Here is a 21,567-nt window from a genome sequence, read left to right on the forward strand (position 1 = left end):
CGACACAAGGCCGCTCCTACAGAATCCGCAGTGGCTACCCTTTAGACAACCGGCCTGGCAAGCGCTGAACTACCGACCTATTGTGCCGTCTGACAGCCCAGGCAAGTCTCATCGCTCGCTAGCTTGCAACTCTCCCTGTAAACTGCGGGGGTTTTTCTCCCCCCCAACCCTTTCGGAGCAATACATGTCCCGCGTTACCCTGAGTCGCTATCTGATTGAGCAGACCCGCAGCAACAATACCCCTGCCGATCTGCGCTTCCTGATCGAAGTGGTGGCGCGTGCGTGCAAGGAAATCAGCCACCATGTGTCCAAGGGCGCCCTTGGCGGTGTGCTGGGCAGCATGGGCACCGAAAACGTGCAGGGCGAAGTGCAGAAGAAGCTCGACGTGATTTCCAACGACATCCTGCTCGAAGCCAACGAGTGGGGCGGCCACCTGGCCGGCATGGCGTCCGAGGAAATGGACAACGCCTACCAGATTCCGGGCAAGTACCCGAAAGGCGCCTACCTGCTGGTATTCGACCCGCTGGACGGTTCGTCGAACATCGACGTCAACGTTTCGGTCGGCACCATCTTCTCGGTGCTGCGTTGCCCTAACGAATACCTGAGCCAGAACGAAACCCTCAACGAAAACGCCTTCCTTCAGCCAGGCACCGAGCAGGTTGCCGCCGGTTACGCGATCTACGGTCCGCAGACCATGCTGATCCTGACCCTGGGCAACGGCGTCAAGGGCTTCACCCTGGACCGCGAGCTGGGCAGCTTCGTGCTGACCCACGAGAACATCCAGGTGCCGGCAACCACTGCCGAATTCGCCATCAACATGTCCAACCAGCGTCACTGGGAAGCCCCGGTACAGCGCTACGTGGGCGAACTGCTGGCCGGCGAGACCGGTCCGCTGAAGAAGAACTACAACATGCGCTGGATCGCCTCGATGGTTGCCGACGTGCACCGCATCCTGACCCGTGGTGGCCTGTTCATGTACCCGCGCGACGCCCGCGAGCCGAGCAAGCCGGGCAAGCTGCGTCTGATGTACGAAGCCAACCCGATGTCGTTCATCATCGAACAGGCCGGCGGCGCGTCCACCAACGGTTACGATCGCATCCTCGACATCAAGCCCGAGAGCCTGCACCAGCGCGTGTCGGTGATCCTCGGCTCGAAGGAAGAGGTCGAGCGCGTGACCGCCTACCACAAGGAGTAAACCATGCTCGCACCTTGGCAGCCGTTGCTGGAATGGTGGTTCGGTTGGGGTACCAGTGCCCAGGCCGTGGCTGACGAGCAGAGCACGCTATGGTTCGGCAAGCATCACGATGCCGAAGCCCAGGCGCTGTTTGGCGACTTGGTCGAGCATGCCCTGGCGGGCGGGCTCGACGAGTGGCAGCAGAGCCCCCAGGGCTGGCTTGGCCTGCTGATCCTGCTGGATCAGCTGCCGCGCATGATCCACCGCGACACGCCGCGCGCCTTCGAAGGCGACCGGCGTGCCCAGGTGGTGGCCATGCAAGGGCTGCAGAAGGGCTGGGACTACCAGTTGCTGCCGATCCAGCGGGTCTTCGTGCTGCTGGTGCTGGAGCACGCCGAGGTGCTGGACTGGCAGAACCTGAGCGTCGAGCGTTACCAGATCCTGCTGGACGAGCAGCCGGAAGCGAACCGTCGGCTGTTCGAAGGCTTCCTCGATTACGCCGAGCAGCACCAGCGGGTGATTGCCCGCTTCGGGCGCTTCCCGCATCGCAACCTGATGCTGGGCAGGCCTAGCACCAGTGATGAGATGGACTTCTTGCTGGAGCCTGGCTCCAGGTTCTGAGTCGTCTGCTCCACCCTCTTCGCGGGACAAGCCCGCTCTCACAGGACCGCCGTGGTGGCCCTGTGAGAGCGGGCTTGTCCCGCGAAGTGCTTTCCACACCCTGAAACGCACTGCCAGCCGACCAACGGTGTAGAACGAAAAGGGGGGTGGCAGGGAACCAGGGAGGGATTTTCCCGTCGAAGGTCACTGCAGGCCACTCGCCTGTACCCACCTTTCAGGAGTGTTCCTTCATGTCGTTGCGTTCCCTCGCCCTGTTGTCCTTGTGCGTCGTCCTGACTGCGTGCAGCAAGATCAATCAGGAAAACTATTCCAAGCTCAAGGCCGGCATGAACAAGGCCGAGGTCGAGCAACTGCTCGGCACACCTGCCGAGTGCTCCGGTGCGCTGGGCATGAGCAGCTGCACCTGGGGGGACGAGAAGAGCTTCATCAGCGTTCAGTACGCTGCAGACAAGGTGCTGATGTATTCAGGGCAGGGCCTCAAATGACGCGTGTGCACCTGCTGCTGGGGATGTGCCTGGTGATGCTGCTGGGTGGCTGCGCCACCTCGGCCAACGACCCGTTGGCGCCGAAGACCGCCGGCAATGTCGACCTCAAGCGCTATCAAGGCAAGTGGTTCGAGCTGGCGCGCCTGCCGATGCCGTACCAGAGTGAATGCGCCCAGTCCGAGGCGCATTACAACCTCAAGCCCGATGGCTCGTATGGCGTACTCAACCGCTGCCGCACCATCGGCGATGAGTGGCTGCGCGCGGAGGGCCATGCCAGCATCCAGGAGCCGGGGCACACCGATAGGTTGTGGGTGGAGTTCGACAACTGGTTCACCCGCGCGGTGCCGGGCCTGACCAAGGGCGAGTACTGGATCCTGTACGTGGATGATCGCTACCGCACGGCGATCGTCGGCAGCCCGGACCGCAAGTACCTGTGGATTCTTTCGCGTACGCCGACGCTACCTGCCTGGGAGCGCGAGAACCTGTTGTCCAAGGCGCGCCAGCAAGGTTATGACACCAGCCGGCTGATCTGGCGCACGCCGGACCAGCAGATCGTACAGATGCATTGAGGCTGTCCGCAGGGGCCCTATCGCCGGCAAGCCGGCTCCCACAAAGAGCAGGCCAGCGCGGCCCCCCCCTGTGGGAGCCGGCTTGCCGGCGATAGGGCCCTTGCAGACTACCCACTAACCCAGCAACTGACGCAATACCTCGACGAACGCCCGCGCACTTTCCGCTTCCTGTGCATGCCGCCCCTGGCGCACCACCCACTGCCCATTGACCATCACATCGCGCACCTGGCGATCCGAGCCTGCGAACAACCAGCGGTTGAGAATCGCATCGCCCTGGGCCATGGCGATGTACGGATCCTGCCCGTCCAGCACCAGCCAGTCGGCCCGCTTGCCGACCACCAGTTCACCCACCGGGTGCCCCAGCGCCTGTGCGCCGCCCGACAGTGCCGCGTCATACAGCGTGCGCCCGACCATCGGCTGGTCTTCGCGGTACAGACGGTTGCGCCGCTGGTCCCGCAGCCGCTGGCCATATTCCAGCCAGCGCAGTTCCTCGACCACGCTCAATGACACATGGCTGTCCGAGCCAATGCCCATGCGCCCACCCTGGGCCAGGTAGTCCACTGCCGGGAAGATACCGTCACCCAGGTTGGCCTCGGTGGTCAGGCACAGGCCGGCCACAGCCCCGCTGCGCGCCATCGCCGAGACCTCATCGTGGTCGGCATGGGTGGCGTGCACCAGGCACCAGCGTGAATCCACATCGACATGCTGGTACAGCCACTGCAGTGGACGCTGGCCGCTCCAGGCCAGGCAGTCGTCGACTTCCTTCTGCTGTTCGGCGATATGAATGTGGATCGCGCATTGCTGATCGCTTGCGGCCAGTACTTCGGCAATCTGGCCTGGCGTTACCGCGCGCAGCGAGTGGAAGCACAGGCCCAACTGCTGTGCTGGTTGAGCGGCCAGCAGCGGGGCGAGTTGTTCTTGCAGGCGCAGGTACTGCTCGGTGGAATTGATGAAGCGCCGCTGCCCGTCGTTGGGCGCCTGGCCGCCAAAGCCGCCATGGCTGTACAGCACCGGCAGCAAGGTCAGGCCAATGCCGCTGCTGGCAGCGGCAGCGCTGATGCGGCGGGACAGCTCGGCAGGGTCGGCATAGGCCTTGCCGGTCTGGTCATGATGCACGTAGTGGAACTCGGCCACCGAGGTGTACCCGGCCTTGAGCATCTCGATGTACAGCTGGCGAGCGATGACCTGCAAGTGTTCCGGCGTGACCTTGCCCACCAGCCGATACATCAGCTCGCGCCAGGTCCAGAAGCTGTCGTTGGGGTTGCCCGCCACTTCCGCCAAGCCCGCCATGGCGCGCTGGAAGGCATGCGAGTGCAGGTTGGGCATGCCAGGCAGCAAGGGCCCGTTCAGTCGCTCGGCACCCGCGGCGCTGGCATCGGCCTCGATGGCGGCCAGCCGGCCATCGGCAGTTACTTCAAGGCGGACATTGTTGGCCCAACCGCTGGGCAGCAGGGCACGTTCGGCAAAGTAGGCGGGCATTGCGCTATCCTGTTATTGTTTAACTTGTATATACATATACAGCCGTTTGCCTGCCGGGTAAACTCCGGCAAGCTACCGTCAATCAACTCGCACAAGGATCAAACGCCGTGCCGACACCTCCTGTCTCCGCGCTGGTAGCCCAGATGGGCGAGGGCCCGGCGCCGCTGTATGCCCGGGTCAAGCAGATGATCGTCCAGCAGATCGAAAATGGCAGCTGGCCGCCACACCACCGGGTGCCTTCCGAGAGCGAGCTGGTCAGCGAGCTGGGCTTCAGCCGCATGACCATCAATCGTGCCCTGCGCGAACTCACCGCCGAGGGGCTGTTGGTGCGCATGCAGGGTGTGGGTACCTTCGTCGCCGAGCCGAAGACCCGCTCTGCGCTGTTCGAGGTCAACAACATCGCCGACGAGATTGCCGCGCGTGGCCACCAGCATAGCTGTCAGGTCATCGTCCTGGCCGAGGAAGCGGCCGGCTCGGAGCGCGCCCTGGCGCTGGACATGCGCGAAGGCCAGCGGGTGTTCCATTCGCTGATCGTGCACTTCGAGAACGGCGTGCCGGTGCAAATCGAAGACCGCTACGTCAACGCACAGATCGCCCCGGACTACCTCAAGCAGGACTTCACTCGGCAGACGCCCTACGCCTACCTGTCGCAGGTGGCCCCGTTGACCGAAGGCGAGCACGTGGTCGAAGCCATTCTCGCCGAACCCGATGAGTGCCAGCTGCTGCAGATCGAGCGGGGCGAGCCTTGCCTGCTGATCCGCCGGCGTACCTGGTCCGGTCGCCAGCCGGTGACCGCTGCGCGTTTGATCCACCCCGGTTCCCGTCATCGCCTGGAAGGACGTTTCAGTAAATGAGCCAGTTGCAGTGCTTGCGTGCCCAAGACTACCCCCGTATGCCGTGGAAGAACGGCGGTGGGTTCACCGAAGAGATCACCCGCGATGCCGGCGATGGACTGGACGGCTTCGGCTGGCGCCTGTCGATCGCTGATATCGAGGCGTCTGGCGGGTTCTCCAGTTTCGCCGGTTACCAGCGGATCATCAGCGTGCTGCAGGGCGATGGCATGCAGTTGACCGTGGACGGCGAGCAGGGCCGGCCACTGCTGCCCTTCGATGCCTATGCCTTCAAGGGTGAAAGCCAGGTGAGCTGCGCGCTGTTGGGTGGGCCGATTCGGGATTTCAACCTGATCTATGCGCCTGCCCGTTACCGGGCGCGGCTGCAATGGTTCGACGGTGGTAGCCGGCTGTTCAGTGCGGCCAGTACGGTGCTGGTGTTCAGTGCCCAGGCGGACTTGCAGGTGACGGTCGATGGCCAGGTGCAGTCGCTGGGGTTGTATGACTGCCTGCAGCAGAGCGGTAACGACCGTTTGCTGGAAGTGGCTGTGCAGGGGCGCTGCTGCGTGATCGAGCTGACCCAGCTTTCCCAGTGATCTCACTGGCCCTATCGCCGGCAAGCCGGCTTCCACAGGGGACAGCGCTGGCCTGCTCTTTGTGGGAGCAACTGTCTCGCCCAAAATTCCAGCGCTTGCACGATCCCTTGTGGGAGCCGGCTTGCCGGCGATAGGGCCGGAAAAGCCAACCCAAGAGTTACCCGGTAACGCTTCCAAACGGAGCAGCCTGTTACCGATCGCCCCAGGATGGCGCAATGCCGTCAAACCTCTGATCCACTTCACCAGAACCGCCTCAGATTTTTTTCCTGCCTCCAGATCCCCGGTTTTTCTGGGCTGTACCCCTTTCCCATCCCCCGTGATGCACCCCCAGTCGACTACTTGGCAATTCAATTGCATATGCTTGTATGTACAAGTAAAGCCAAGTGCGCGAAAGTGGATAGGCCGTCCCCATTCGCGCTGTACGCACCCGAGGAGCACTTTTCGTGACTGACAACAAACTGAACAAATTCCGTGACGTCGAGATCCGCGCCCCGCGTGGCAACAAGCTGACGGCCAAAAGCTGGCTGACCGAAGCGCCGTTGCGCATGCTGATGAACAACCTCGACCCACAGGTTGCCGAGAACCCCAAAGAGCTGGTGGTTTACGGCGGCATCGGCCGCGCCGCGCGCAACTGGGCCTGCTACGACAAGATCGTCGAGAGCCTGACCAACCTCAACGACGACGAAACCCTGCTGGTGCAGTCGGGCAAGCCGGTCGGCGTGTTCAAGACCCACGCCAACGCTCCGCGCGTGCTGATCGCCAACTCCAACCTGGTACCGCACTGGGCCAACTGGGAACACTTCAACGAACTGGATGCCAAGGGCCTGGCCATGTACGGCCAGATGACCGCCGGCAGCTGGATCTACATCGGCAGCCAGGGCATCGTCCAGGGCACCTATGAAACCTTCGTCGAGGCTGGCCGCCAGCACTACGGCGGCAGCCTCAAGGGCAAGTGGGTACTGACCGCCGGCCTCGGCGGCATGGGCGGCGCCCAGCCACTGGCCGCGACCCTGGCCGGCGCCTGCTCGCTGAACATCGAATGCCAGCAGAGCCGCATCGACTTCCGCCTCGATACCCGCTATGTCGACGAGCAGGCCACCGACCTCGATGACGCCCTGGCACGCATCGCCAAGTACACCGCCGAAGGCAAGGCGATCTCCATCGCCCTGCATGGCAACGCTGCAGAGATCCTGCCGGAGCTGGTCAAGCGTGGCGTGCGCCCGGACATGGTCACCGACCAGACCAGCGCCCACGACCCGCTCAACGGCTACCTGCCAGCCGGCTGGACCTGGGAGCAGTACCGCGACCGTGCGCAGACCGAGCCGGCTGCCGTGGTCAAGGCCGCCAAGCAGTCCATGGCCGTTCACGTGCAAGCCATGCTGGACTTCCAGAAACAAGGCGTGCCGACCTTCGACTACGGCAACAACATCCGCCAGATGGCCAAGGAAGAGGGCGTGAGCAATGCCTTCGACTTCCCAGGTTTCGTCCCCGCCTACATCCGCCCGCTGTTCTGCCGGGGTATCGGCCCGTTCCGCTGGGCTGCGCTGTCGGGCGATGCCGAAGACATCTACAAGACCGACGCCAAGGTCAAGGAACTGATCCCGGACGACGCCCACCTGCACCGCTGGCTGGACATGGCCCGCGAGCGCATCAGCTTCCAGGGCCTGCCGGCGCGTATCTGCTGGGTTGGCCTGGGCCTGCGCGCCAAGCTGGGCCTGGCGTTCAACGAAATGGTGCGCAGCGGCGAGCTGTCGGCGCCGATCGTGATTGGCCGTGACCACCTCGACTCGGGTTCGGTATCCAGCCCCAACCGTGAAACCGAAGCCATGCAGGACGGTTCGGATGCCGTGTCCGACTGGCCGCTGCTCAATGCCCTGCTCAACACTGCCAGCGGTGCTACCTGGGTGTCACTGCACCACGGCGGCGGCGTCGGCATGGGCTTCTCGCAGCACTCTGGCATGGTGATTGTGTGTGACGGTACCGATGAGGCGGCCGAGCGCATTGCCCGCGTGCTGACCAACGACCCGGCCACCGGGGTGATGCGCCATGCCGATGCGGGCTATCAGATTGCGATTGATTGTGCCAAAGAGCAGGGGTTGAACCTGCCGATGATTACTGGCTGATCTGGATCTGGGGGCTGCTTTGCAGCCCTTTCGCGACACAAGGCCGCTCCTACAAGGGATCGCGGTCGTCTGTAGGAGCGGCCTTGTGTCGCGAAAGGGTCGCGCAGCGGCCCCCGAATCCAGCATTTCCTTGCAAGGACTGCCGATTTCCACTTTCAAGTTTGGGAGCGTCACGCAATGAAAACCAACAAGACCTTGCTCGCCTCGCTGTTCGCCCTCGGCCTGCTCGGCGCTGCCGGCAGCAGCCAGGCCGCTGGCTGGTGCGAGTCCGGCAAGCCGGTGAAGTTCGCCGGGCTGAACTGGGAAAGCGGCATGCTGCTGACCGACGTGATGCAATTCGTATTGAAGAACGGCTACGGCTGCGAAACCGATAGCCTGCCCGGCAACTCCATCACCATGGAAAACGCCCTGGGCACCAACGATATCCAGGTCTTCGCCGAGGAGTGGGTTGGCCGCAGCGAGGTCTGGAAGAAGGCCGAGGCCGCCGGCAAGGTGGTCGGCGTCGGCGCCCCGGTAGTGGGCGCGGAAGAAGGCTGGTACGTCCCCCGCTATGTGATCGAGGGCGACCCCAAGCGCAAGCTCGAAGCCAAGGCACCGGACCTCAAGAACGTCGCCGACCTGGGCAAGTACGCCAGTGTCTTCAAGGACCAGGAAGAGCCGAGCAAAGGCCGCTTCTACAACTGCCCGGCCGGTTGGACCTGCGAGCTGGACAACAGCAAGATGCTCAAGGAGTACGGCCTGGAAAGCAGCTACACCAACTTCCGCCCTGGCACCGGCCCGGCACTGGATGCCGCGGTGCTGTCGAGCTACAAGCGCGGCGAGCCTATCCTGTTCTACTACTGGACCCCAACCCCGCTGATGGGCCAGGTCGACCTGGTCAAGCTGCAGGAGAAAGAGGGTGTGGACAAGTCGGTGTCGATCAAGGTCGGCCTGTCCAAGACCTTCCACGAACAAGCCCCCGAACTGGTTGCGGTGCTGGAGAAGGTCAACCTGCCAATCGACCTGTTGAACCAGAACCTGGCGCGCATGACCAAGGAGCGGATCGAGTCGCCCGCACTGGCCAAGGCGTTCCTCAAGGAACATCCTGAAGTCTGGCAGGCCTGGGTCAGCGAAGACGCTGCCAAGAAGATCAACGCGGCGCTTTGAGCGTCCACAGCTGATGAGTGGATCCTATGTTTCCTGACAACCTGACATTCTCCATCGCCGACTGGGTCAATGGCTGGGTCGACGCCCTGGTGACCAACTACGGCGATGTGTTCCGGCATATCTCCGACACCTTGCTCTGGGCCATCGTCAGCCTCGAAGGCGCGCTGCGCGCTACCCCGTGGTGGCTGATGCTCGGCGTGGTGGCCCTGATCGCCTGGCACGCCACCCGGCGCATCCTGCCGACCCTGGTCATCACCGGGCTGCTGTTCCTGGTCGGGGCCGTCGGCCTGTGGGACAAGCTGATGCAAACCCTGGCACTGATGCTGGTGGCCACGCTGATCTCGGTGCTGGTGGGGATCCCGCTGGGCATCCTCTCGGCCCGCAGCAACCGCTTGCGCGCGGTGCTGATGCCGCTGCTGGACATCATGCAGACCATGCCCAGCTTCGTGTACCTGATCCCGGTGCTGATGCTGTTTGGCCTGGGCAAGGTGCCGGCGATCTTCGCCACGGTGATCTACGCCGCGCCGCCGCTGATCCGCCTCACCGACCTGGGGATTCGCCAGGTCGACGGTGAAGTGATGGAAGCGATCAACGCCTTCGGTGCCAACCGCTGGCAGCAACTGTTCGGTGTCCAGCTGCCGCTGGCGCTGCCCAGCATCATGGCCGGCATCAACCAGACCACCATGATGGCCCTGTCGATGGTGGTGATCGCCTCGATGATCGGTGCCCGTGGCCTGGGCGAGGACGTACTGGTCGGCATCCAGACCCTCAACGTCGGCCGCGGCCTCGAAGCCGGCTTGGCCATCGTCATTCTCGCGGTGGTGATCGACCGCATTACCCAGGCCTATGGCCGGCCACGCCATGAGGTGAGCAAATGAGCACGCAGGCGATCAGCAAGATCGAAGTGAAGAACGTCTTCAAGATCTTCGGCGACCGCGCCGACGAGGCCCTGCAGTTGATCCGCAACCAGCAGAGCAAGGAGCAGGTGCTGTCGCAGACCGGTTGCGTGGTGGGGGTCAACGACCTGTCGCTGTCCATCGGCAGCGGCGAGATCTTCGTCATCATGGGCTTGTCAGGGTCCGGCAAGTCGACCCTGGTGCGCCACTTCAACCGCCTGATCGACCCCACCAGCGGGCAGATCCTGGTCGATGGCGAAGACATCCTGAAGTACGACATGGAAGCCCTGCGCGAATTTCGCCGGCGCAAGATCAGCATGGTGTTCCAGAGCTTCGGCCTGCTGCCGCACCGCAACGTGCTGGACAACGTCGCCTATGGCCTGAAGGTGCGCGGCGAGAGCAAGCAGCTGTGCGCCGAGCGTGCCATGCAGTGGATCGAGACCGTGGGCCTGAAGGGCTACGAGAAGAAGTACCCGCACCAGCTGTCGGGCGGCATGCGCCAACGCGTCGGCCTGGCCCGGGCGCTGGCGGCGGACACCGACATCATCCTCATGGACGAGGCGTTCAGCGCCCTCGACCCGCTGATCCGCGCCGAAATGCAGGACCAGTTGCTGGAGCTGCAGAAGACCCTGCACAAGACCATCGTGTTCATCACCCATGACCTGGATGAAGCGGTGCGCATCGGCAACCGCATCGCCATTCTCAAGGACGGCCGCCTGATCCAGGTCGGCACGCCCCAGCAGATCCTTCACAACCCGGCCGACGAATATGTCGACCGCTTCGTCCAGCGCCGCGCGATCGCGGTATGAGGAGCCCCATGTCGCAAGCTGCAACTGTGGTCATCACCGGCGCCGCGCTGCGCTGGCAGGACATCGCCGCCGTGGCCCGCCATGGCGCGCGCCTGGAGCTGGCGCCGCAGGTCTGGGCACGTATCGACAATGCCCAGGCCATCGTGCGCCACATCGTCGACAGCGGCGAGCGTGCCTATGGCGTCAACACCGGGCTTGGCGCGCTGTGCAACGTGTCGTTGCAGGGTGAGCAGCTCGCCGCGCTGTCGCGCAACACCCTGCTCAGCCATGCCTGTGGTGTGGGGCCGGCGCTGCCCGACGAGCAGGCCCGGGCGATCATCTGCGCGGCCATCGCCAACTACAGCCACGGCAAGTCCGGCCTCCAGCGCGGCGTGGTCGAGGCGCTGCTGGCGCTGCTCAACCACGGCATCACCCCGCAGGTGCCGTCCCAGGGCTCGGTCGGCTACCTGACCCACATGGCCCATGTCGGCGTGTGCCTGCTGGGCATCGGCAAGGTCAGCTACCGCGGGCAAATCGTCGAGGCCGCCGAAGCGCTGGCCGCCGAAGGCCTTGAGCCCGTTCAGCTGGGGGCCAAGGACGGCCTGTGCCTGGTCAACGGCACGCCGTGCATGACCGGCCTGGCCAGCCTGGCGCTGGATGATGCCAGCCGCCTGCTGCAATGGGCCGATGTGATCGGCGCCATGAGCTTCGAAGCCTTGCGTGGGCAGATCGCCGCCTTCGACCCGGAAATCATCGCACTCAAGCCGCACCCGGGCATGCAGGTGGTGGGCGAGAACCTGCGCGCCCTGCTCGAAGGCAGCGAAGTGATCGCCGCCAGCAAGGGTATCCGCACCCAGGACGCCTTGAGCATCCGCTCCATGCCGCAGGTACACGGTGCCGCCCGTGACCAGTTGGCCCACGCTGCCCGACAGATCGAGGCGGAACTCAACGGCGCCAACGACAACCCGCTGTTGCTGGGGACCCCGGATGACTTCCGGGTGGTGTCCCAGGCCAACCCCCACGGCCAGTCGGTGGCCATGGCCGCCGACCTGCTGGCGATCGCCATGGCCGAGATCGGCTCGATCGCCGAGCGGCGCCTGGACCGTCTGGTCAACCCGCACGTCAGTGGCCTGCCGGCATTCCTGGTCAGCAACCCTGGGGTCAACTCGGGCATGATGATCGTCCAGTACGTCGCGGCCTCGCTGTGCGCGCAGAACCGCCAGCTGGCGCAACCGGCGGTGCTCGATAACTACGTTACCTCGGGCCTTCAGGAAGACCACCTGAGCATGGGCACCAATGCCGCGCTCAAGCTGCACCAGGTGCTGGAAAACTGCACCCAGATTCTGGCCATCGAATACCTGCTGGCCGCCCAGGCCTTCGAATTCCTCAAGGCGCAGCGCTTCGGCGCGGGTACCGATGCCGCCTGGCGCCTGCTGCGCGAACAGGTGCCGGCCTACCTCGAAGACCGCTGGCTGGCCCCTGACATCGCCCGCGCCGCCGCGCTTCTTAAAGTTTCGCAAGGGCCGCAGCCAGTGCTGCCGGCACTGCGCTGATCACGCAAAGGAGTCTGAACATGGAAGCTTTGAATCTGGTTCCTGGCCGCCTGACCCTGGCCCAGCTGCGCCGTATCCACCTGGCCCCGGTGCAGTTGAGCCTGGATGCGAGTGCCGGCGCGGGCATCGACGCCAGCGTCGCCTGCGTCGAGCGGATCATCGCCGAAGACCGCACGGCCTACGGCATCAACACCGGTTTCGGCCTGCTGGCCTCGACCCGCATTGCCAGCCATGACCTGGAGAACCTGCAGCGTTCGCTGGTACTGTCCCACGCCGCCGGCATCGGCGCGCCGCTGGACGACGCCATGGTGCGGTTGATCATGGTGCTGAAGATCAACAGCCTCAGCCGTGGCTTTTCCGGCATCCGCCGCAAGGTCATCGATGCACTGATCGCCCTGGTCAATGCCGAGGTCTACCCGCACATTCCGCTCAAGGGCTCGGTGGGCGCTTCCGGTGACCTGGCACCCCTGGCGCACATGTCGCTGGTGCTGCTCGGCGAAGGCAAGGCGCGCCACCGCGGCGAATGGCTGTCGGCCAACGAAGCCTTGGCCGTGGCCGGGCTCGAACCGCTGACCCTGGCAGCCAAAGAGGGCCTGGCGCTGCTCAACGGCACCCAGGCATCCACCGCTTACGCCCTGCGTGGCCTGTTCCAGGCCGAAGACCTGTTCGCTGCCGCCATCGCTTGCGGCGGCCTGACCGTCGAAGCCGTGTTGGGCTCGCGTTCGCCGTTCGATGCGCGCATCCATGCCGCCCGAGGCCAGCTGGGCCAGATCGATACCGCGGCGTGCTTCCGCGACCTGCTGGGCGAGTCCACCGAGGTGTCCCAGTCGCACAAGAACTGCGGCAAGGTCCAGGACCCGTATTCGCTGCGTTGCCAGCCGCAGGTCATGGGCGCCTGCCTGACCCAGTTGCGCCACGCCGCCGAAGTGCTGGGCATCGAGGCCAACGCGGTGTCGGACAACCCGCTGGTGTTCGCCGCCGAGGGCGATGTGGTATCTGGCGGTAACTTCCATGCCGAGCCGGTCGCCATGGCCGCCGACAACCTGGCCCTGGCCATCGCCGAGATCGGCGCGCTGAGCGAGCGGCGCATCTCGCTGATGATGGACAAGCACATGTCGCAGCTGCCACCGTTCCTGGTGGAAAACGGCGGGGTCAACTCCGGCTTCATGATCGCCCAGGTCACCGCGGCAGCCCTGGCCAGCGAGAACAAGGCCCTGTCACACCCGCACAGCGTCGACAGCCTGCCGACCTCGGCCAACCAGGAGGACCATGTGTCCATGGCCCCGGCTGCCGGCAAGCGGTTGTGGGAGATGGCCGAGAACACCCGTGGGGTGTTGGCCATCGAGTGGCTGGGCGCCTGCCAGGGCCTGGACCTGCGCGAAGGGCTGAAAACCTCGGTGAAACTGGAGCAGGCGCGCCAGGTGCTGCGTCGCGAAGTGCCGCACTATGACCACGATCGCTTCTTCTCGCCGGATATCGAGGCGGCCAGTGCCTTGTTGGCCGAAGGCAAGCTGACCGCGCTGCTGCCGGCTGGGGTGCTGCCAAGCCTGTAGGAGCAAGCCGTGCAGGCGTGGGAGCCGGCTTGCCGGCGAAGAAGGCACCGCGGTGCATGGCACCGGCTGTGCCGGTGATCGCCGGCAAGCCGGCTCCCACAGGAATGGCGTCAACTTTTAGAAATTGTGTAAGACAGTTGCTCCTACAGAGTCTCTTGCCCTGCTTGAGTGAATAGACATCGGAGTTTGTGTATGAGAACCCTTTGGCAAAACTGCCACGCGGCAACCATGGCCCAAGGTAGCTACTCGGCCATCGAAGACGCCGCCATCGTCAGCAACGCCGGCCTGATCGAATGGATCGGCCCGCGTGCCGACCTGCCTGCGCTGGAAATCGCCCGTACGGTCGACCTCAATGGCGCCTGGGTCACGCCAGGCCTGATCGACTGCCACACCCACGCGGTGTTCGGCGGCAACCGCAGCGGCGAGTTCGAACAGCGTCTGCAGGGCGTGAGCTATGCCGAAATCGCCGCCCAAGGCGGTGGCATCGCCAGCACCGTGCGCGCCACCCGCGCGGCCAGCGAGGACGAACTGTTCGCCAGTGCCCGCCAGCGCGTGCAGGCACTGATGCGCGATGGCGTGACCACGATCGAGATAAAGTCCGGTTACGGCCTGGACCTGGCCAACGAGCGCAAGATGCTGCGCGTGGCCCGGCGCCTGGCCGACGAACTGCCTGTGGCAGTACGTGCCACCTGCCTCGCCGCGCATGCCTTGCCGCCGGAGTACGCCGGCCGTTCGGACGACTACATCGCCCACATCTGCGACGAAATGCTCCCGGCCCTGGCCGAGGAAGGGCTGGTGGATGCGGTGGACGCCTTCTGCGAGCACCTGGCGTTCTCCCCGGCACAGGTCGAGCGGCTGTTCATCAAGGCGCGTGAACTGGGCCTGCCGGTCAAGCTGCACGCCGAACAGCTTTCGCCGTTGCACGGTTCCAGCCTGGCGGCGCGTTATCAGGCGCTGTCTGCCGACCACCTGGAATTCATGACCGAGGAAGACGCCATCGCCATGGCCAAGGCCGGCACTGTCGCGGTGCTGCTGCCGGGTGCATTCTATTTCTTGCGTGAAACCCAGTTGCCACCGATGGACGCCTTGCGCCGCCATGGCGTGAAGATCGCCCTGGCCAGCGACCTCAACCCCGGTACTTCGCCTGGCCTGTCGTTGCGGCTGATGCTGAACATGGGTTGCACGTTGTTCCGCATGACTCCGGAAGACGCGTTGGCCGGTGTCACCCTGCATGCCGCCACCGCACTGGGTCTTGGCGACAGCCATGGTTCGCTCGAAACCGGCAAGGTGGCGGACTTCGTCGCCTGGCAGATCGAGCGCCCCGCCGATTTGGCCTACTGGCTGGGCGGCGACCTGCCCAAGCGCGTGGTGCGCAAGGGCAACGAGATTTCCAATTGAGAGAGGCCAGATGGACAAGGTACTGAGTTTCCACCAGGGCCGTTTGCCCCTGTTGATCAGCATGCCCCACGCGGGGCTGAAACTGACCCCTGCCGTGCAGGAGGGCCTGGTCGACGCGGCTCGCAGCCTGCCCGACACCGATTGGCACATCCCGCGACTGTACGATTTCGCCCGTGATCTGGGCGCCAGCGTGGTGGCGGCGGAGTACTCGCGGTTCGTCATCGACCTGAACCGGCCGCAAGACGACCAGCCGCTGTATGTCGGGGCGACCACGGGTCTGTTTCCTGCCACGCTGTTCGAGGGCGAGCCGCTGTTCAAGGAAGGGAAAGTACCCTCGGCGCACGAGCGCGCCACCTACCTGGAGCAGATCTGGCGGCCTTACCACGACACCCTGCGCAACGAATTGCATCGCCTGCGCGAGCAGTTCGGCTATGCGCTGCTGTGGGATGCCCATTCGATCCGCTCGCACATCCCGCACCTGTTCGACGGCAAGCTGCCGGACTTCAACCTCGGCACCTTCAATGGTGCCAGTTGCGACCCTCGGCTGGCCGAGCGACTACAGGGTGTATGCGCCGAGCAAAGCGCCTATAGCCATGTGCTGAACGGGCGCTTCAAGGGCGGCCACATCACCCGCCACTATGGCCACCCAGGCGAGAACATCCACGCCGTGCAGCTGGAGCTTGCGCAAAGTACCTACATGGAAGAGTGCGAACCTTTCGCTTATCGCGAGGAACTTGCGCAGCCGACCCAGAAGGTACTGCGCAAGCTGCTGGAAACGACCGTGGACTGGGGGCGTGAGCGCTACGGGCGTTGAGCCGGATCACTCGAAGAGCGCGGCTTGCGATCAGGGTCGGCGAAGGCGGTGAGTTCGCGGATCAGGTGTGATTCGCGGGCCTTCCGGCTTCGTTCCAGGGCATTGAATTCCTCGCTCAGGTCATCCAGTGACCGTTCTGGATAGCGTTCGGGGAGTTCGCTCACCTGGTCTCGGTAATGGCTTTCGATTTGTGCGAAGCGCTCCGAGTAGGACTGGCGCAAGTGTTGGACCCAAACTTCGTTGGCGGCAGCAAAACGCAGGAAATCCTCGCCGAGTTCCCCGCGCCGGACCTGCAACTCTGCATCGATCAATTCCTCGAAACTGGGGTTGATCGCATACATCAGCCTATCGACGGGCTGGCCAAGTTGCAGTGGCCCATTCAGTTCGCGCAGGTAGGTCAGGCGTACCTCGGCTATATCCCGGTCGCCAGCTTCGCGCGTGGCCACCTCATCTACCGTGCGCAAGCGATACAGGCGGCGCAGCTCACGATACAAGTTGGCCTCGCTGTCTTCGCCATCAAACTTCAAATATTCGCTGGCAATGTAGAACTCGATGTTCTTGAAGGTCAGCAGGGCGCCGTCATAGCAGGTATGGTCGCCGTCTTCTTGGATCAAGGCTTCGCTGGCCTGGATGTTGAAAAGCGCCCGATCGTCCGGATCAAGCAACGCCCTGACCAATACCTTGCGAACGCGTTCACAGAACGCCAAGCGGGTCTGGTCATTCTGGTAGGCAGCGGTATTTTTCAATCGGCCTACAAGGGCCAGCAGATCCTGGGCATCGCCTGCTTCCTCAAGTTGCTCCCAGGTGTCGCGCAGGGCTTCGTTTTCCACCTCTGAAGCCAGGAGCCAGTCCGTGAGTCTGGGTGTATCTTCGATGGGCAGTCCACCCCACTCGTCGCGAATCGCGCTGAGCAGGTCCTCGTACCATTCGTCGACGGCATCGAGCCTGAGCGTAAAGCTGCTACGGCTCTCCGATGACACGCGTGCGCGGTGGACGACATCCTCCCTCAATGGGTTGCCGTTCAGGCGGATGGTGCTGATGGGCACGCTGTTATCGAGGTTTTGCATGATGAAGGGAGGCAATTCCCTGAGCTGGTTATCACTCAGGTCCAGCATTTCCAGGGGTAACAGGCTATTGACCCAGGTTGGCCAATGCTCGAGGCCCATTTCGTTGAGGTTGATGCGTCGCAGTGTGATGAGTGTATGCGGGACATTGACGATTGTGCCGGCGCGGTTGTTTCTGAGGTCAAGTATTCGCAGCCGGTGCAGTGGCGCCAACGCATCCATGAAGTGCTGATCGACCTCCAGCCCGACATTACGCAGTGCCAGAAAGGTCAGTTGAGAGGATTGCTGCAGCGCCATCGGCAGGTCATGCGGTGCCCGCACGAACGTGTCCAGGGTCAGGCGGGTCATGCCAGGGAAGCGACTGAGCAGATCTTGCAGTTGCGCGGTGGTACCGCTGACATTTTCGAGGCAGAGGGTAGTTACGCGCTCGCAGAAGAACGTGGGTAACCGAGTCGGGAACAATTCCAGTGCTACGCCTGTCAGGCGTAACGGGATGCTGAGTTGGCCGATTTCCTGACTGCTCCAGAACGCGTTCAGCGCTGTAGCGATGTCCCTTCTGCCGTTGTACACGGCTTGGCTGACCACTGCGGTCGAGGAGGACGCGTTGAGGTAATTGTCGAGATGATCGTGAAGCCGTTCTCGCAGCGTCAGATGCTGATTCAGCTGCTCAAGGAAGGCATCGGGCTGGTCCCACTCGAAGTGCTGGCCCCAGCCGTCCTGGTCGAGCATCACCGGCAGCATGTGGTCATGGCTGATGGCGTTGCCTTGCAGGAGCAACCGGGGATGGTGGGGAACGCCGTGTGTCCTTTCCAGCAGGAAGTCGGGCAGCATCGTGATCTGGTTGTTGCGCAGGGAAATCTGCTGCATGCGGGAGGCGCTACTGTAGCCGAGCCCATCCGGCCAGTGTTCCAGCTGCATGTTGTCGAGGCCAAGATAATCCAGGCTCAAGCGACTGAAGTCGGGCGGATTGTCGTCGGAGAGGCGGTTCCCGCTGAGGTCCAGGTGGCGCAGCTCGTTCAGGTTCGCGAGGCTGTCGATATCGACCATTGAAATGATGATGTTCTGGTGGGTCAGGCGTAGCGTTTGCAGCGAGGGCAACTGCTCTGCGATCAACGGCAAGCTGAACTGGAACGGCGAAGGCAATGCATCTTGCCGGTAGGGGCGGCTGATCTCCAGCGTTCTCACGTTGGCGAATTGCCGCAGCATGCTGTTCAACCGTGGCGTGTGCTCGCGCACGCTCTGATAGCGTTCAGGCTGGGTTTCGAGCAACTGCAGGTCGCTGACGCCTGCAGTGAAGAAGGTCGGCAGCCGAAGCGGAAAGTCCAGCAGCGACAACCGCTCCAGGCGCAAGGGCGTGACCAGGCTTTCGTGTGCTGCAAAGGCGCGATCATACCAATGCTGGGTAATGGCATTCGCCATGTGCTCGAAGTCGTTGGCGCTGTGGTTGGGCAATACGGCCGCCATCTGCCGCCAGAGGCTCAGGCTGGACTGCAATTGGCTGCGTTGCTCCAGCAGGTTGTCGAGTTGGCCACTGATCGCGTTGCGATCGAGGCTGCGGCTTTCCAGTGATGCCAGGATCTGCTCGGCGGGACGTGGCGTGGGGGTGTGCAAACTGATCTGCCTGATCCTGGCGAGCAGTGTTTGCCGCGAAATGCTGGTGACGCGCGGGCGAGTACCGCCCAAAGGGTAGCCGATACGCCCGTCGGCCAGGCGCATGGGTGAGCGGAAACCGGGCTCCACTGGCTGCATGCCCAGAATCTGCCTCAGCGCTGGGCGTGGCAGCAGGTCAGCTTGCTGAACCATTGCCTTGAATGCCAGGTGGTTGTCGATCCCCAGCGCCGTGCGCTGCGCTTCGCTGAGCGCTTCGAACAGGGCACCATGCAACGAGGTGTAAGTTTTCAGCGGAGCATCGGAGGGTTCACTGCTCATCAGTCTGTAGCCGGCCTGGGCACTGATGATCGTTGGACCCTGCGCTGCATCAGGGCCGATGCGGGCACGTTGGCTGGGTGAGTAGATGCGCTGTTCCAGGGTGATGCCGAGATCCACAGGCCAGCCAGGTAACTGCGCGAGGGTGTGCAGCACCAAGCAATCGGTGTCCCAGTTGCGCAACTGGTCCAGGTACAGCCCTTCGTAGGCGCGGTTGAGCCTGATCTGCTGCTGTAGCAGGCGGATTTCATCGGCCAGGCGCCTGGGCACCTTGCCATTGTCCAGTTCGCCCAGTTCGCTGGTGGTGGCATTGTTCAGCAGCTCCTCGATGACGGGGGAGGGCAGCTGCCGATAGCGTGCGTGGAGCATTTCGGCCCCCGGCCCCTGGCTGGCGGGCAGGCGCTGGTACTGCAGCTGGAAGTCGCGCTGAACCTCGCCGGGCAATGCCTGCGTGTTTGCCTGTTCAAGGCGCTGGTACAGCTTGAAGCGGGTAAAGGTATCTTCCAGCTGGCCGGGCAGGCGCTGGCTGTCGCACAGCACTTTGCGCAGGACATCCTCGTCGATGTCGCTTACCCGCAAGGTGCGCCGTACGGTGTTCTCGTCGAAGTGTTCGTTACCTGCCCCCGAGCGGCGCACCAGTTGGCTTGCCTGCCATTGCTCGGGGCGGTCCAAGGGATGCAGCCAGCTGTCGGTACCGTTGTGACGCAGTGGTGGTTGGTAGGCGTCCGCCCGGGTCGGGTGTTCGATAACGTAGCCATCGTCCTGCGCAGCACGCCTTACCGAATAGGCTTGGCCGTCCAGAACAAGCCATGCTCTGCCTTTGTGATGCCGTAGCCCCAGGTTGTCTGGCTGGAGTGTGGCGGGAAAATCGATGGGCTGCGCATAGGGCGCAAGGTCGGCCTGCCAGAGCCTGGTCTGGCCTTCCGGCAGTTCCACGTCATCGAGCTCTTCAATGAATGACGGTGTTTCCACCGGCATGGGTTCGACCAGCTGCCTTGGGTCAAGGGTGCTCGCACCGCCCTGGATCGCCTTGAGGGCCAAGGTGAACGCGGCCATCTCTGCCACGTTCTTCACCACATCCATCAGGTACTGGTAGGCCTGTTGCCGATCGTCATGGGCCCAGCTTTCGATACCCTCGTAGACCTCATAAGCCAGTTGCAATGCACTGACACCTAGCATGACCTCGCCCACGGCAGGTATGAAGAACCCGGCGATATTGAGTGAGGTGAGTGCTTTTTGCAGCAAGTGCTCGCGGTAACTCACTGCAGTGATGGTATCGATGAGGGTTGTGGGGATGGCGTGGAAGGCGGCGTCTTCTTCATGGCGAAAGACTTTTTCCGTGACCAGCCCCTGCAACAGGGAACCACTTAGCTGGCGTACTTGCAGGTACAACGTCGCGTGAGGATCTGCGATACGTTCATGAGTGCCTTTCTGCGTCAGCGTCAATGGCATCAGCCGGTCCAGCAACCGGGTCTGCAGATGTGCCTTGTGGCGCTCTTTCATGCAGTGGTCGAGGTATCTGATGTCGCCGAGCAAACGGTCGCGCAACCATTGCTCGCAGGCTGTCTTCGATGCGAATTCCCGAAGCGGTGTCTCAGGGTCGGCGGGAATGTAAAGCGCCACCGAAGATTCCCCATCGGCTGATCTGTAATCGAGCAGCCGCACATGGGTCAGTTGTACATCCCAGAGCGTAATGACACCGAATGTCAGGGTGGGGGCGTGCACCGGAACATCCAGAGGCAGCGCCAGGGCTGCCTCGTAGAGGCCCTGGCTGATGTCGTTCTGTAGCCGGGCAAGGTGCAGGCTCCGGGTGAACGTGCAGCGCTCAAGCTCGGCAAGCTTCTCGCCGGTCACCTTGTTGCTTTCACCGCTCTTCAGGTCGCTGTAATGGATGGCCTGCAGTTTTGCCTGGTACTGGCCACCGATATCCAGTTCACGGCACATGCGGGCAAACCGTTCGGGGGCCATGTCGAGGGTGTTGGGGATCGGTACCGTGCCCATGAAACCTTTGTGGTCGAGGATCACCGACTTCTTGAGCAGGGCATTGGCGTTATCCATACCCCCGGGCTCGGCTGCGCTGGCCTCGAAGTTGCGCAGCGCACTCTCCAGCAAGGAACGGGTGGCAAGCGTGTAGACCTGCAAATCCTCTCCTGGTTGATGGTCGAGGTGCCGGACGTCCAGCAGGTGGTTGTCGGTGACATCCAGTTCGATGCCGAAGGTTTCCTTGATGGACGTGGCCAGCTGTTCCTTGGCAAAGGTTTGCAGGTCAGGCAGAGACTGATACAGGGCCTGCACCTCAAGCATGGCGGCCTGCACGCGCGCATGCTCGCTCGCCAGTGCCCGGGCGATGGCAGGTTCGACCTGGCAGGCCTGCTGCAGCTCGGCTGCACGTGCGCTCATCACCTGCTGCATCAGGGTATGGGTCGATGGCGGAGCGTTTTTCATCCAGTCGGGGGTTTTTCCGGCGATCAGCGCATAGGGGATGCCGTTGTCTTTTTCCAAGGTCATGGTGAGCCCTAAGTGAAGTGGAAGGCTCAGCGACTATGGCCATG

Annotated in this window: 16 protein-coding genes; 14 read left to right on the top strand and 2 right to left on the bottom strand. The window is 63.4% G+C overall.

Annotation, left to right across the window (positions count from 1 at the left end; genetic code table 11):
• Positions 1–184: 184 nt before the first annotated feature.
• From ACIPZB_RS11055 to ACIPZB_RS11070, 4 genes are all read left to right on the top strand, one after another.
• Positions 185–1,195, top strand: a complete 1,011-nt coding sequence (locus ACIPZB_RS11055; RefSeq protein WP_008100945.1) for a class 1 fructose-bisphosphatase — start codon at positions 185–187, stop codon at positions 1,193–1,195.
• 3 nt (positions 1,196–1,198) lie between these two features.
• Positions 1,199–1,795 (top strand): DUF924 family protein, encoded by a 597-nt coding sequence (locus ACIPZB_RS11060; protein ID WP_400640230.1) that lies wholly within the window; start codon positions 1,199–1,201, stop codon positions 1,793–1,795.
• A 230-nt stretch (positions 1,796–2,025) separates the two neighbouring features.
• Positions 2,026–2,280, top strand: a complete 255-nt coding sequence (gene bamE, locus ACIPZB_RS11065; RefSeq protein ID WP_008094623.1) for an outer membrane protein assembly factor BamE — start codon at positions 2,026–2,028, stop codon at positions 2,278–2,280.
• Positions 2,277–2,849, top strand: a complete 573-nt coding sequence (locus tag ACIPZB_RS11070) for a lipocalin family protein (protein WP_008094621.1) — start codon at positions 2,277–2,279, stop codon at positions 2,847–2,849. The genes bamE and ACIPZB_RS11070 overlap by 4 nt, the downstream gene beginning before the upstream one ends.
• A gap of 114 nt (positions 2,850–2,963) precedes the next feature.
• On the opposite strand, the gene ACIPZB_RS11075 is transcribed toward ACIPZB_RS11070, so the two are convergent.
• A complete protein-coding gene (locus ACIPZB_RS11075; protein WP_400640231.1) occupies positions 2,964–4,328 on the bottom strand; it encodes a formimidoylglutamate deiminase in 1,365 nt (454 codons plus the stop codon).
• Positions 4,329–4,471: 143 nt separating this feature from the next.
• Between ACIPZB_RS11075 and hutC the strand changes: the two genes are divergently transcribed.
• From hutC to hutG, 10 genes are all read left to right on the top strand, one after another.
• Positions 4,472–5,182 carry a histidine utilization repressor gene (gene hutC / locus ACIPZB_RS11080; RefSeq protein WP_177324909.1) on the top strand — a complete coding sequence of 237 codons (711 nt, stop codon included), beginning with the start codon at positions 4,472–4,474 and terminating at the stop codon, positions 5,180–5,182.
• Positions 5,179–5,754, top strand: a complete 576-nt coding sequence (locus ACIPZB_RS11085; protein WP_400640232.1) for a HutD family protein — start codon at positions 5,179–5,181, stop codon at positions 5,752–5,754. Before hutC ends, ACIPZB_RS11085 begins: the two co-directional genes overlap by 4 nt.
• A 443-nt stretch (positions 5,755–6,197) precedes the next feature.
• Positions 6,198–7,877 carry a urocanate hydratase gene (gene hutU / locus ACIPZB_RS11090; protein ID WP_008098123.1) on the top strand — a complete coding sequence of 560 codons (1,680 nt, stop codon included), beginning with the start codon at positions 6,198–6,200 and terminating at the stop codon, positions 7,875–7,877.
• Positions 7,878–8,054: 177 nt separating this feature from the next.
• On the top strand, positions 8,055–9,023 hold the full coding sequence (locus ACIPZB_RS11095) for an ABC transporter substrate-binding protein (RefSeq protein WP_400640233.1): 969 nt from the start codon (positions 8,055–8,057) through the stop codon (positions 9,021–9,023).
• 26 nt (positions 9,024–9,049) lie between these two features.
• Complete coding sequence (locus tag ACIPZB_RS11100; RefSeq protein WP_008098126.1) at positions 9,050–9,901, top strand: proline/glycine betaine ABC transporter permease; 852 nt, start codon at positions 9,050–9,052, stop codon at positions 9,899–9,901.
• On the top strand, positions 9,898–10,728 hold the full coding sequence (locus ACIPZB_RS11105) for a glycine betaine/L-proline ABC transporter ATP-binding protein (RefSeq protein ID WP_008098129.1): 831 nt from the start codon (positions 9,898–9,900) through the stop codon (positions 10,726–10,728). The genes ACIPZB_RS11100 and ACIPZB_RS11105 overlap by 4 nt, the downstream gene beginning before the upstream one ends.
• Positions 10,729–10,736: 8 nt before the next feature.
• Positions 10,737–12,260 (top strand): histidine ammonia-lyase, encoded by a 1,524-nt coding sequence (gene hutH, locus ACIPZB_RS11110; protein ID WP_400640234.1) that lies wholly within the window; start codon positions 10,737–10,739, stop codon positions 12,258–12,260.
• A gap of 20 nt (positions 12,261–12,280) precedes the next feature.
• Positions 12,281–13,813: a histidine ammonia-lyase gene (gene hutH, locus ACIPZB_RS11115; protein ID WP_400640235.1), complete on the top strand. Its 1,533-nt coding sequence runs from the start codon at positions 12,281–12,283 to the stop codon at positions 13,811–13,813.
• Between the two features lie 192 nt (positions 13,814–14,005).
• Positions 14,006–15,211, top strand: coding sequence for an imidazolonepropionase (hutI, locus tag ACIPZB_RS11120; RefSeq protein ID WP_400640236.1), 1,206 nt, complete (start codon positions 14,006–14,008; stop codon positions 15,209–15,211).
• A 10-nt stretch (positions 15,212–15,221) separates the two neighbouring features.
• Positions 15,222–16,025: an N-formylglutamate deformylase gene (gene hutG, locus ACIPZB_RS11125; RefSeq protein WP_400640237.1), complete on the top strand. Its 804-nt coding sequence runs from the start codon at positions 15,222–15,224 to the stop codon at positions 16,023–16,025.
• Here hutG and ACIPZB_RS11130 read toward each other — a convergent pair.
• Positions 16,013–21,523 carry a dermonecrotic toxin domain-containing protein gene (locus ACIPZB_RS11130; protein WP_400640238.1) on the bottom strand — a complete coding sequence of 1,837 codons (5,511 nt, stop codon included), beginning with the start codon at positions 21,521–21,523 and terminating at the stop codon, positions 16,013–16,015. The two genes, hutG and ACIPZB_RS11130, sit on opposite strands and share 13 nt — an antisense overlap.
• Positions 21,524–21,567 lie beyond the last annotated feature (44 nt).

The organism is Pseudomonas sp. NPDC089396, assembly GCF_044749545.1.
In the GTDB taxonomy this organism is placed as follows: domain Bacteria; phylum Pseudomonadota; class Gammaproteobacteria; order Pseudomonadales; family Pseudomonadaceae; genus Aquipseudomonas.